Source organism: Geodermatophilus sabuli, from assembly GCF_900215145.1.
GTDB classification, from domain to species: domain Bacteria; phylum Actinomycetota; class Actinomycetes; order Mycobacteriales; family Geodermatophilaceae; genus Geodermatophilus; species Geodermatophilus sabuli.
This window is the reverse complement of record NZ_OBDO01000012.1, coordinates 79,419-91,947: the sequence shown is the minus strand read 5'-3', so window position 1 is coordinate 91,947 and position 12,529 is coordinate 79,419. Positions and strand designations below refer to the sequence as shown.

The following is a 12,529-nucleotide window of genomic DNA, read 5'->3' as shown; positions in this document are numbered from 1 at the left end:
CCACCGGGCGCAGCGGGATGGCGCAGCTCTCGCCACCTCAGTTGTAGCAGTTTTTCCCGGCGCTCATGAGGCTCCGTTTTTCGATCTAGGGTCCACGGACCCCCGATCGGAGCTGATGCCGTGAACCGCCTGCAGACCAGCACCTTCGACCTCCCCGACACCCTCGCCGCCAAGGCCGACCCGGCGTTGGTCGCCCGCGACGAGCAGCACTTCGCGGCCGTCGCCCAGAGCCTCGAGCAGTCGATCGCCGACCTGTCCGGCCGGCTCGCCGCCGAGCGCAGGGCGCCCGGCGGCACCGGCCAGGAGGCGTTGGACCGCGATCTCGAGGTCCACCGGCTGACCGCGCGCCTGCGGGCGCTGCGGCGGTTCGGCCTGGACCTGTGCCTCGGCCGCATCGTCCGCGCCGACGACCCCGAGCCGGTGTACGTCGGACGACTCGGCCTCACCGACAGCGCGGGTCGCCGGCTGCTGGTCGACTGGCGGAGCCCGGCGGCCGAGCCGTTCTTCGGGGCGACCCACGCCCACCCGATGGGCCTGGCCAGTCGCCGCAGGTATCGCTGGACCCGCGGCCGGATCACCGACTACTGGGACGAGGTGTTCACCGCGGACGGGCTCGAGGGGCACGCCGCCCTCGACGACCAGTCGGCCTTCGTCGCCAGCCTGGGCGGCAACCGCTCCGCCCGGATGCGGGACGTGCTGGGCACCATCCAGGCCGACCAGGACGCCATCATCCGCGCGGGGTCCGGCGGCGCGCTGGTCGTCGACGGCGGTCCGGGGACGGGGAAGACCGTCGTCGCGCTGCACCGCACCGCCTACCTCCTCTACTCCGACCCGCGCCTGGGCCACCGCCGGGGCGGGGTGCTGTTCGTCGGCCCGCACCAGCCCTACCTGGCGTACGTCGCCGACGTGCTGCCCAGCCTCGGCGAGGAGGGCGTGCAGATCTGCACCCTGCGGGACCTCGTCCCCGGCGGACCCGCGGCGGCGGTCGAGACCCACCCGGAGGTGGCCCGGCTGAAGTCGTCCGCCGAGCTCGTCGGCGCGATCGAGGCCGCCGTCCGGTTCCACGAGGAGCCCCCGACCGCGGCGATCACGGTTCCGACCCACTGGGACGACGTCCGGTTGACCGCCGACGACTGGGCCGAGGCGTTCGAGGCGGCCGAGCCGGGCACGCCCCACAACGAGGCGCGCGAGCAGGTCTGGGAGGAGCTGCTCACGATCCTGGCGGACGCGCACGACCTCGACGACGACGTCCCGCCCGACCAGCTGCGGCGGTCGCTGGAGCAGGACGAGACGCTGCGCCGGACCTTCGCCCGGGCGTGGCCGCTGCTCGACGCGGCGGACGTCGTCGCCGACCTGTGGTCCGTGCCCGCCTACCTGCGCCGGTGCGCGCCCTGGCTCAGCCGCGACGAGGTCCGGGCGTTGCAGCGCCCGGTCCCCCGGGCCTGGACCATGTCCGACCTGCCGCTCCTGGACGCCGCGCGGCAGCGGCTCGGGGACCCGGAGACCTCCCGGCGCCGGAGCCGGCAGGCCGCGATCGTCGCCGCAGAGCGCGAGCGCATGGCCGGCGTCATCGAGGAGCTGATCGAGGCCGACGACTCCGAGCTCCTGCTGATGACGAGCCTGCGCCACCAGGACCTCCGGGACGCCCTGGTCGACGAGGCGGCGCTGCCCACTGCCGACCCGGACGTGCTCGCCGGCCCGTTCGCGCACGTCGTCGTGGACGAGGCCCAGGAGCTGACCGACGCCGAATGGCAGATGCTGCTGCTGCGCTGCCCGTCCCGGAGCTTCACCATCGTCGGGGACCGTGCCCAGGCCCGGCACGGTTTCCCCGAGTCGTGGCGGGAACGGCTCGAGCGGATCGGGCTCGACCGGGTCAGCCAGGCCTCGCTGACGATCAACTACCGGACGCCGGCCGAGGTCATGGCCGAGGCCGAGCCGGTCATCCGGGCCGTGCTGCCGGACGCCAACGTGCCCACCTCCATCCGCAGCAGCGGCGTCCCCGTCGTCCACGGTCCGGTGTCGGAGCTGTCGTCGGTGCTCGACACCTGGCTCGCCGCGCACGCCGAGGGGATCGCCTGCGTCATCGGGGATCCCACGTTCGAGGCGACCGACCGCGTCCGGTCGCTGACCCCGGAGCTGGCGAAGGGCCTGGAGTTCGACCTGGTGGTCCTCGTCGACCCGGAGGATTTCGGCGAGGGCATCGAGGGGGCGGTCGACCGGTACGTCGTGATGACCCGGGCGACCCAGCGACTCGTCCTCCTCACCAGCTCCTGACGGGCCGGCCGCCCTCGCCTCCCGCTCAACGGGGCACAGGGCGAGAGAACGCGTGACTCGGGTTAACCTCGACGGCGCCAGGAGGGCTCGCCTAGTGGCCGATGGCGGCGGTCTTGAAAACCGCTATGGGGTCAAACCCATCGTGGGTTCGAATCCCACGCCCTCCGCTCTGCGCAGCCGTTCCGCGTCACCTGCGCCGGTCCGAACGCGTCGTCGTGAGGGCCGGAACCGCTCGCGGAGCCGAACGCGACGGCACTGGCGTCGGCGATTGCCATCAGTGGTTCGTTCGCTCGTGTAGTCAGCCTGGTGTGGATCTGCACGTCAGTCGTCCGCGGTGTCCTCTCCGGCGTCCAAGTCCCCTCAGGCTTCTCGTCGTCCCGGCCGGGAGGTGAGCGTGACGGCGGCATCGACGGGCCGATCTCGGACCTCCAGTTCATGTGGTCGGCCCCGGCGCCTGCTCCGCGGCGCGTCAGACGCCCGGTCGAGCGGCCGCTCCCGGCAGCAGTCGGTCACCGGTCGGAGAGGAGCGACTGCCTGTTTCCGGTCACGGCCTCCGCGTCGGGCGGCATCCCCGGCGGGCGCCGGGGACCTGGCCTTCGGGGACCTACGGGCAGCGGGAGTCAGCGACGCGGTCCCGGGATCTCGGGTCCGCGGAGGGACCTGAAGCCGGCGCGGACCTCCTCGGCGAAGAGCTGCGGCTGTTCCCAGGCCGCGAAGTGTCCGCCTAGGTCGAGCCGGTTGTAGTGGATCAGCTGGGGATAGGCCCGCTCCGTCCAGCTGCGCGGAGCTTCGTACTGCTCGCCGGGGAAGACGCTGACAGCCACCGGGATGGACACGCCCTTTGCGTTGAAGAAGCCGCCCTTGTACTCCCAGTACAGGCGGGACGCCGAGACCCCCGTGTTCGTCAGCCAGTAGAGCGTGATGTTGTCGAGGATCTCGTCACGCGTGAGCTCGCCCGTGTCGCTCGTCGTCCGGTCCAGGGCCGAGGCGACCGCCGCGGCCGGTTGGCCGTCGGCGTCGTTGTGGTCGAGGAGCCAGGCGGCCAGGCCGACGGGGGAGTCCACGATGCCGTACAGGGTCTGGGGGCGAGCCGCCATGTACTTGGCGTACTCCACCTGCTGGAAGGTCCTGACCAGTTGGTCGTAGGCCCGGCGTTCGTCGTCCGTGAGACCGGAGGGCGGAGGGGCGCCGGCCCGGAGGGCCTCGTCGACGTCAGCGGGGACGGTGGCGGGCATGTTGGTGTGGACGGCGAGCAGTCCTTCCGGCGCTTGCAACCCCATCTGGTCGACGACGAACGCGCCCCAGTCGCCGCCCTGGGCGACGTAGCGGCTGTAGCCGAGGCGCTCCATCAGCTCCGCCCAGGCGCGGGCCATGCGCTCGGGGCCCCAGCCGGTCGTGGTGGGCTTGCCGGAGAACCCGTAGCCCGGCATCGACGGGATGACGAGGTGGAAGGCATCGGAGGCGCTGCCGCCGTGCGCGGTGGGGTCCACCAGCGGGTCGATGATCTTGAGCTGCTCGATGATCGACCCGGGCCAGCCGTGGTTGACGACCAGCGGCAACGCGTCCTCGTGCCGGGACCGGACGTGGATGAAGTGGATGTCCAGCCCGTCGATCTCGGTGACGAACTGCGGGAGGGCCTGCAGTCTCGCCTCGCACCTGCGCCAGTCGTAGTCGGTCGCCCAGTGGCGCGCGAGCTCCTGCATGGTCGCGAGCGGTACGCCCTGGGACGAGTCCAGCACCGTCTCCCGTTCGGGCCACACCGTCGCGGCGACCCGTCTGCGCAGCTCGGTGAGCTGCTCCTCCGGCACGTCGACGCGGAACGGGCGGATGGCCCTGCCGGTCTCCTGGGCGACTGCGGTCATGGTCCTGTCCCTTCACTCGCGACACTGTGGGGAGTCGGGCTCGGCAGGGCGGCTCCGGGGACGGTGTCGGTGCCCCCGGAGCCGCCCCAGGATCAGCGGCGCGGTTCCGGGACCTGGGGTGCGCGCAGCGGACGGAACGCGGCCCGGACCTCGGCCGTGAACAGGTCCGGCTCCTCCCAGGCGGCGAAGTGGCCGCCCCGGTCGACCTCGTTGAAGTATGCGAGCGTGCGGTAGCTCTGCTCGGCCCAGCTGCGCGGTGTCCGCCAGATCTCGCCGGGGAAGGTGGTGAAGCCGACCGGGACCGAGACCTCCGGTCGAGCCTGGCCCGCCGCAGCCGCCGTGGCGGCGACGCCGAAGTCCTCCCAGTAGGACCGGGCCGCCGAGGCGCCCGTGCCGGTCAGCCAGTACAGCGTGATGTTGTCGAGGACGTGGTCCCGCGTGAGGTTGCCCGCCGGCTGCCCGTCGACGAAGGCCCGGGAGATCTTGTAGTAGCTGTCGGTGTCGTGGTCGAGCATCCAGGCGGCCAAGGCGACGGGCGAGTCCAGGAGGGCATAGCCGATCGTCTGCGGCCGGGTGGCCTGCTCCAGGAAGTACGCGAAGCCGCTCGCCTGGAAGGTCTTGATCGACTCGAGCGCCGCGCGCTCCTGCTCGGTGTCGCCCGACAGCGGGCCCGCCAGCGCGGTGACGAGCAGGTTGAGGTGGATGCCGAGCAGGCCCTCAGGGGCCTGGCGGCCCATCGCGTCGGTGACGCCGGCGCCCACGTCGCCGCCCTGCGCGACGTAGCGGGGGTAGCCCAGGCGGCGCATCAGCTCCGCCCAGGCCTGCCCGACGCGGGGGGAGTTCCAGCCGAGCTCGGTGGGCTCGCCCGAGAAGCCGTAGCCGGGCAGGGACGGCAGCACCAGGTGGAAGGCGTCCTCGGCGCGTCCGCCGTGCGCGGGCGGGTCGGTGAGGGGCCCGACGGTCTCCAGCAGCTCGACGACCGAGCCGGGCCAGCCGTGCGTCATGATCAGCGGCAGCGCGTCCGCGTGTGGCGAGCGCACGTGGATGAAGTGCACGTCCACGCCGTCGATCTCGGTCACGAACTGCGGGAGCGCGTTCAGCTTCGCCTCGCACCGGCGCCAGTCGTACTCGGTCGTCCAGTAGCGGGCCAGCTCCTGCATCGTCGCCAACTGCACGCCCTGCTCGCGGTCCGGTACCAGCTCCCCGGTGGGCCAGCGCGTCGCGTCGATGCGCCGGCGCAGGTCGGTGAGCGCGTCGTCGGGCACGTCCACCCGGAACGGGCGGATCGCGCTGCCGGTCTCCTGTGCGACTGCGGTCACGGCTCTGCCTCTCTGTGGGTCGGTCGGCATCCGGCGGGCCGGTTCAGCCGAAGGTCACGGCGTAGGCCTGCACGCCGGGGTCGAGGAAGGTGATCTCGAACGTGCGCTCCGCGACCGGGCCGTTCTGACGGACGAGGTGGTACAGCCGCGGCTCCCGGACCGTGCCCGCGCCGTCGTCGTCGACGTCGTCCCCGGAGTCGGCGCCGGGCGGCGCTCCGTCCAGGCGCACGCCGAACCGGACCGGGGTCCCCGACGACGGCGGTGTCATGACCAGGTGCAGGTCGCGGGCGGTGAACCGGTAGGCGATCCCTCCGCCGGGTCCGTCCAGCCGCACGGCGTCCGGCTGCACCGTCCACTCCCCGGCGAGGGCCCAGGAGCCGGGGGCGAGCCGTGCCGGGGCGGTGTACCGGCGTGGACTGCCGGTGGTCGCGCGCTCCGGCGAGGCGAGGTTCTCGGTGCGCTCGGCGCCGAGGTAGGTCTCCGCCGAGCCCAGGGCGGCCCAGTCCGCCGCCGCTTCGATGCCGTCGGCGTCGACGGTGACCGGTGGCGGGAGCCCGTCGCCGGCGCCCGCCTCGGCGAGCAGTTGCCGGATGACCTGCTCCGACTCCTCGTAGGCGCCCTCGCCGAAGTGGGTGTAGCGGATGCGCCCGTCCGCGTCGACGACGTAGAGGGCGGGCCAGTACATGTTGGTGAAGGCGGTCCAGACGCCGTAGTCGGCGTCGAGCGCGACGGGGTAGGTGATCCGGCGGTCCTCGATCGCCCGGCGGACGTTGTCGACGTCGTGCTCGAACGGGAACTCCGGGGTGTGCACGCCGACCACGACCAGTCCGGCGTCCCGGTAGGCATCGGCCCACGCGCGGACGTAGGGCACGGTGCGCAGCCAGTTGATGCAGGTGTAGGTCCAGAAGTCGACGGCCACCACCCGGCCGCGCAGACCCTCCGTCGTCAGCGGGGGCGAGTTGAGCCACCCGGTGGCGCCGTCCAGGGGTGGCATCCTCCCGCCGGCGGGACGCCGTCCGGGGGCCCAGCCCGGGCCGCGGACCGCCTCGCGGATCGCGGCGAGCAGGGATGGCTGCGTGTCCATGACGCGTCCCTCCGTTCAGGTGCCGGGAGGGCCGCCGACCGGCGCCCCCCGCTGCATCCGGCGCAGCGGCGCTCCGCCTCCCGCGGTTCCACCCGGGGCGCGTCGGTCTGCTCGCGGGCGGCGCAGTGCCCGCCACGGTCGACCTCGTTCCATGACGCCTCCTCGCCGCGGGGGGTGCGGGAGATGCGGAGGGCGCCACGCTAGGGGTGATCAGGCGACGCGTTCATGCGCCATTCGACTCGTTCGCCGGAGCGGGTGCGGGGATGGTCAGCAGCCGGGCGCGCAGGTCGAGGAGGATCCGTCCCTGCTGGGTCGCGTAGCGGAGGACGACGTCGGTGCAGTGCGGGCAGCGGAGGACGAGGGCCGGCGCGTCGGCGTACAGGTGGTGCGCGCCCAGCATGGACGTCTTACCGCAGGAGGGGCAGCGGGACCGTGCGGTGGTGACGTCGACCGCGAACAGGTCGGCGAGCGCGCCGGCGGCCGCGTTGCCGTCCAGGCGCCGGGCGGCGGTGGTGTCCGAGGGACCTGCGGGCTCGGTCATGACGGCTCCCCTGAGCTTCCGTAGCGTTCGATCCTGATGGACGACGGTGAGTGGCCGAGATCGAGCAGGGACGAGCTCACGGCCTCGGCGAACATCGTGGCGCCGCAGACGAAGATCCGGGGGTCCTCGTCCGGCGGGAAGGTGCGCCGGCGCAGCATGTCGGCGTCGATCCGGCCGGCCTCCCCGGACCAGCCCGCAGGCACCCCCCGGGTCAACGTCACCGTCGTCTCGGGGCCGAGGACGTCCCGGGCCAGGATCTCCTCCTGCGTGCTGGCGGAGTACAGCAGCCGGAGGCGGGTGGGGCTGCCGGTCCGGCGGTGGTGGTCGAGCATGGCGGCGAACGGGGCCACGCCGGATCCTCCGGCGACGAGCTGCACCGGCCGCCGTCCCTCCTGGGCGTCGCGCCGGTCGGCCGCGGCCGACCACACGAAGAAGCCGCCGATCGGGCCGCGCAGCTCGACCTGGTCGTCCGCGCGCAGCTCGTCGGTCAGGTAGGGCGACACCTCGCCGCCGTCGAGCCGGGCCACCAGCAGGTGCAGGTCGGGCTCCTCGGGGGGTGAGGCCAGGGAGTAGCTGCGCTGGGCGGTGTAGCCGTCCTCGGCGGTCAGCCGGACGACGACGTGCTGGCCGGCCCGGTGCCCCGGCCACCCGGGGACGTCCAGGACCAGCCGGTGCACCGACGGGCTCTCGGACCGGTTGTCCCGCACCTGGGCGGTCAGCCAGGTCAGTCGCCGCTGTAGCGCTGTTCCAGCCATGGGTCACCGTGGTTGTGGTAGCCGAAGGTCTCCCAGAAGCCGGGCCGGTCGTGGGGCAGCAGCGTCAGCCGCCGCACCCACTTGGCGCTCTTCCAGAAGTACAGGTGCGGCACGAGCAGCCGGGCCGGGCCGCCGTGCTCGGGCGCGAGCGGCCGCCCGTCGTAGGTGTCGACCACCCAGGCGCGGCCGCCGGTCACGTCGTCCAGCGGCAGGTTGGTGGTGTAGCCGCCGTCGGACCCGGCCAGGACGAAGCGCGCCGTCGTCGGCGCGTCCTGCAGCAGCGTGTCGAGGGAGACGCCCTCCCACCGGGTGTCGAACTTCGACCACGTGGTGACGCAGTGGATGTCGACCGACACCGCCTCACGCGGCAGGACGCGGAACTCCTCCCAGCTCCACCGGTGTCGCTCGCCGGTCTCGTCGTGGACCGTCAGGTCCCACCGGTCCAGCGGCGTGGATGGCGTGGGCCCGGCGGACAGCACCGGGAAGCCGTCTCCGGCGTCGTACTGGCCGGGCGGCAGCCGCCCGTCGCTGCGCTCCTGGCTCCTCCCGCGGCGGAACCCACGTGACAGCACCGACATGACGGCCCTCCCCGCTCGTCGGCGGAAGATGGCGCAGCGTCGACTGCACCCAGCCCGCCGGAGCCCGATCCCTGACGACGGCCGCGACGGTATGGGCTCGGCGGCGTGGGCTTCATGCGCCGTTTGACCCGTCTCGCGCACGGAGGCCGGTCGTCCGGGTCACCGGCGGAGGCACTGCCTGGGACAGTGCATCGCGGAGCGCGGCCCGAGTCGTGATCCCCAACTTCGGGAAGATGCGGTAGAGGTGGCCGGAGACCGTGCGTGGGGACAGGTAGAGCCGGCTGCCGATCTGCTTGTTGGACAGCCCCGACGCGGCCAAGGAGGCGATCTCGTGTTCCTGCGGGGTCAGCGCCGCAGGATCCCCGTTCTGCTCGACGGGTGACTGGTGCGTCTGGCCGGTGGCGCGCAGCTCGTGCAATGCGTGGTCGGCCCAGGGACGGGCGCCGAGTCGCTCGAAGGTCTCGAGGGCCGCAGCCAGCTGCACCCGGGCAGCCGAGGTCGATCGAGCCCGCCGGAGGTGCTCGCCGTAGGCCAGTCGCACCCGGGCATGCTCGAAGGGGAACCGTTCGGCGCCGGGGACGGCGAGAGCTTCGAAGTGGCCGTCCCGAGCGTCGTCCCCCGAGGCGACGAGGGCCGCCGCGCCGGCGCACAGCAGGGTGAGCCGGGGGCTCAGCCGGAAGATCTCGGTCCGCTGCATCGCGGCGACGTGCGCCCGCGCCTCCTCCGAGCGCCCGGTCCGGACCGCAGCCTCGACCAGGTCCTTGGCCACCCACAGGGCGACCGGGACATGCGGTTCCAGACGCCCGGGCGGGCTGATGGCGGTCAGGAGCCAGTAGGCGTCCTCGTAGTCCCGTCGACCGAGCGCGGCCAGGGCGCGTGCCCAGGCGGCGAAGTGATCGAGCATCCTCACGCCACGTGGGGTGGCCCAGGCGACCAGTTCGTCGACCGAGGAGCGGGTGGCCTGGTCGTCGCCCCGGGCCGCCGAGAGCAGAGCGTGGCAGGCGACACCGGGCAGGGCGATCAGCCGGTACCCGAGCCGTTCGCTCCAGGCGATCCCTTCCGCGGCTGCACCTGCGGCCGTGTCCCAACGGCCCTCGCGGTAGGCCTCGTGGGCGAGCATGACCAGGGCGTTGATGGCGGATGCGGCCGCGCCGCCGTCGCGCCCGCTCTCCACCACCTGCCACAGCGACGATCGGCAGCCGGCCAGCCGATCGACGTAGAAGGCCGCGAGGGCAACGCGGACGGTACGCGTGGGGTCCACCTCGTCCCGGAGTGTGGCGACGAGGCCCTCCAGTCGGTCGAGATCCGCCGCGGAGGCATGCACCGGTTCCTCGTACAGCCGAGCCGACAGCGACAGCACCGGCGGGGCGTCGTCCCCCAGGCGCGCCAGCGCCGACGTGAAGGGCCGCCAGGGCTCGTCCCGCCCGCTGACGTGGCACACCAGCATCAGCAGGTGCAGCGCCTCCTCGACCGCCCGCCCCGTGAGCCCGCGCAGGAGAGCGCTCTCGAGCGCCCGGACGAGCATGGAGTGGACAGTGTCGACATCGCCCTCCCTGTTGAGCAGGTGGTGTGCGGCAGCCACCGTGACCTCGGGGGATCCCTCGGTGTCCGGGTCCGCCTTGCGGGCGGCCGCCAGCCACTCTGGCACGCTCCTCAGGTACCCGGCGGCGTCGGCACCGACGGAGGCGGCGGTGGCGAGGCGGCGGGCTCGATCGGCCCCGCGCGGGCTGAGGTCGGCAGCGCGCAGGAGGGCGTGGACGGCGCGGACGGCGTCCCCCTTGTGCAGGGAGCGCTCGGCGGCGACCTCCAGCAGCGCGGCCGCCGGCTCGTCGGGACCGACGACGGCCTCGGCGATGTGCCAGGCGCGCCGCTCGGGATCGTCGGTGCACAGGTCGGCCAGGACGGCGTGAGCCCGTCGGCGTTCAGCGCTGGTCGCCAGCCCGACCGCCGCTGCGCCGATGAGCGGATGGCGGAAGCGGAAGCGGTTGGTGCTCGCCTCGACCTGGATCAGTCGGTCCCGCTCGGCCGGCGCGAGGCCGTCCAGCCAGTTGTCCCCGGATGAACCATGGCGTAGCGCCCGGAGGTCACCCGTGCCGTCAAGAGCGGTGACCAGCAGCATTCGTCGGGTGACGGCGGGAAGCGCGTGCAGGCGGTACGCGAAATGCCGCTGGAGCCGATCACTCAGGGGCAGGACCGGCGGGAGGGGCACGACGGCGTGCCGTTGTTCATCCGTCATCGACGCCGGCAGTTCGCGAAGTGCGAGGGGGTTGCCTTGCGCAGCCGCCATGACATGGTGGCGAACCGACGTGGCGAGGCCTGGGAACTCGCTGCTGAGAAGCTCGGTCGTGGCCCGCTCGTCGAGCGGCGACAGCTCGAACTGGGGCAGGCCGGCGTGCAGGAGCAAGCTGTCGGCCGGGATCCTGACGGCGATGAGCAGCCCGATCCGGCTTCCCTCCAGCCGCCGGGCGATGAAACCCAGGACCCTGGCGCTCGACCGGTCCAGCCATTGCGCGTCGTCGACGACGACGAGCACGGGTTCACGCTGAGCGACATCCCGGAGGAGCGCGAGCGCAGCGGTGGACACGACGAGTGGTCCGACGGTTCGTCCGGTACCCATGCCGAGGGCGGCCGACAGCGCCTCTCGGTGCAGCTCGGAGAGCCTGTCGAGACGATCGCGCAGGGAGAGGAACAACTGGTTCAGGCCGGCGAACCCCACCTCGGCCTCGAACTGGACGCATACCGATCGCACGACGTGCGCGCCTTCGGTCGCGGCGATCCGGCAGGCGGCGTCGAGGAGCACGGTCTTGCCAACGCCCGCTTCCCCCGTGAGCAGGAGCGCATCACCGTGCCCGAACGCACGGCCGACGAAGGTCTCCATCAGGTCGAGCTCCGCCGTCCGTCCGATCAGCTCCAGGGACTCGGTGCCTCTCGAACCGTCCAGGTCTGTCATCAGGATTTCCCCTCGGCTGGGCAACCGGATACAGGACGGACGCGTTACGGAAGTCTGTGTCGGTCGAGGAGGGGGCGCCTAGTGCCTTCCGGCCCGGCCGCCGGGCGAGTCGATCGACTCGAGCGCCACGGGCGTCGACCCGGCCGACCACCCTCGGCCGAGAGGGTCCGGCGCTCACGGTCTCGACCTGAGGCCGAACGCTGAGGTCTCGGCCCGCGCTCATGCCCCCTGTGCGCCGCGGGTCCGGGCCCGTGGCGTTCGTCCCGGTGCCGATCCGACGCGGCGGCGCATCGAGCCGAGGCCTGTCGCTGGAGACCGTGGCCGCCATTCGTGGTGTCCACCTCCGCACCGGACCGTGGCCGAGTCGGTCATCTCCTGACGGCGTCTGCGGCGACCACATCCGAGGGTCGGTTGACCGTTGCCCGAAGCGAGGACCACCGGGTGCGATGTCTCGCACGTGATCACGGCGGGGCGCCTGCCCTGGGGCCGTCGCGACGTGGAACCGAGCGGCGCCGACGGTGCTGGGGGATGCAGATGTCAGATCCGAAGAGCACCTACGACATCGGTTACTTCGTGGGGAGTCTCTCCTCCACGTCGATCAACCGGATCCTCTCCCGCGCGCTGATCCGCATCGCTCCGGAGGACTTGCGGTTCACCGAGATCCCGATCGGCAACCTGCCGCTGTACAGCCCCGACTACGACACGGCCTATCCGCCCGAGGCGATGGCCCTCAAGGACGGGATCGCCCGGTCGGATGCCGTGCTGTTCGTGACCCCCGAGTACAACCGCTCCATCCCCGGGGCTCTCAAGAACGCCATCGACTGGGCGTCGCGGCCGTGGGGGCAGAACTCCTTCCACCACATCCCCGCCGGCGTGATCGGGGCATCCATCGGTGCGATCGGCACCGCGCTGGCCCAGCAGAGCCTTCGCGGCGTTCTCTGCTTCTGCAACGCACGGCAGATGACCGCACCCGAGGCCTACATCCGGTACTCGCCGCAGACCTTCCGCGATGACGGCGAGATCACGGACGAAACGATGGCTGCCTTCCTCAAGGACTACATGACCGAGTTCCGCGACCACGTGATGCGGGTCTTGACCGTGCTGCCGCGGCCGTGACCGGAGTCGAGGGACTGCTCGCGCGTGCGCCGGCCCCCTCGCGCGGGAGT

9 protein-coding genes and 1 tRNA gene are annotated in these 12,529 nt (G+C 72.6%); 3 read left to right on the top strand and 7 right to left on the bottom strand.

Going from position 1 to position 12,529, the window contains the following annotated elements:
• Positions 1 to 120 precede the first annotated feature (120 nt).
• Positions 121 to 2,274 carry an RNA polymerase recycling motor ATPase HelR gene (helR, locus tag CRP39_RS22910; protein WP_097208705.1) on the top strand — a complete coding sequence of 718 codons (2,154 nt, stop codon included), beginning with the start codon at positions 121 to 123 and terminating at the stop codon, positions 2,272 to 2,274.
• Positions 2,275 to 2,354: 80 nt separating this feature from the next.
• Positions 2,355 to 2,441, top strand: a tRNA-Ser gene (locus tag CRP39_RS22905).
• A gap of 453 nt (positions 2,442 to 2,894) precedes the next feature.
• Here CRP39_RS22905 and CRP39_RS22900 read toward each other — a convergent pair.
• From CRP39_RS22900 to CRP39_RS22870, 7 genes are all read right to left on the bottom strand, one after another.
• Positions 2,895 to 4,136: an epoxide hydrolase family protein gene (locus CRP39_RS22900; protein WP_097208704.1), complete on the bottom strand. Its 1,242-nt coding sequence runs from the start codon at positions 4,134 to 4,136 to the stop codon at positions 2,895 to 2,897.
• 92 nt (positions 4,137 to 4,228) lie between these two features.
• The gene (locus tag CRP39_RS22895) at positions 4,229 to 5,455 is read right to left on the bottom strand and encodes an epoxide hydrolase family protein (RefSeq protein ID WP_245854051.1); all 1,227 of its coding nucleotides are present in this window, start codon (positions 5,453 to 5,455) and stop codon (positions 4,229 to 4,231) included.
• 43 nt (positions 5,456 to 5,498) lie between these two features.
• Positions 5,499 to 6,539: a thioredoxin family protein gene (locus CRP39_RS22890; protein WP_097208702.1), complete on the bottom strand. Its 1,041-nt coding sequence runs from the start codon at positions 6,537 to 6,539 to the stop codon at positions 5,499 to 5,501.
• Between the two features lie 223 nt (positions 6,540 to 6,762).
• Complete coding sequence (locus CRP39_RS22885; RefSeq protein ID WP_097208701.1) at positions 6,763 to 7,080, bottom strand: DUF6510 family protein; 318 nt, start codon at positions 7,078 to 7,080, stop codon at positions 6,763 to 6,765.
• The gene (locus CRP39_RS22880; protein ID WP_097208700.1) at positions 7,077 to 7,835 is read right to left on the bottom strand and encodes an FAD-binding oxidoreductase; all 759 of its coding nucleotides are present in this window, start codon (positions 7,833 to 7,835) and stop codon (positions 7,077 to 7,079) included. Before CRP39_RS22880 ends, CRP39_RS22885 begins: the two co-directional genes overlap by 4 nt.
• On the bottom strand, positions 7,805 to 8,413 hold the full coding sequence (locus tag CRP39_RS22875) for a molybdopterin-dependent oxidoreductase (protein ID WP_097208699.1): 609 nt from the start codon (positions 8,411 to 8,413) through the stop codon (positions 7,805 to 7,807). The genes CRP39_RS22880 and CRP39_RS22875 overlap by 31 nt, the downstream gene beginning before the upstream one ends.
• A 112-nt stretch (positions 8,414 to 8,525) precedes the next feature.
• Positions 8,526 to 11,363 (bottom strand): ATP-binding protein, encoded by a 2,838-nt coding sequence (locus tag CRP39_RS22870; RefSeq protein WP_097208698.1) that lies wholly within the window; start codon positions 11,361 to 11,363, stop codon positions 8,526 to 8,528.
• Positions 11,364 to 11,897: 534 nt separating this feature from the next.
• Here CRP39_RS22870 and CRP39_RS22865 point away from each other — a divergent pair.
• Positions 11,898 to 12,479: an NADPH-dependent FMN reductase gene (locus tag CRP39_RS22865; protein ID WP_097208816.1), complete on the top strand. Its 582-nt coding sequence runs from the start codon at positions 11,898 to 11,900 to the stop codon at positions 12,477 to 12,479.
• The last annotated feature ends 50 nt before the right edge of the window (positions 12,480 to 12,529 follow it).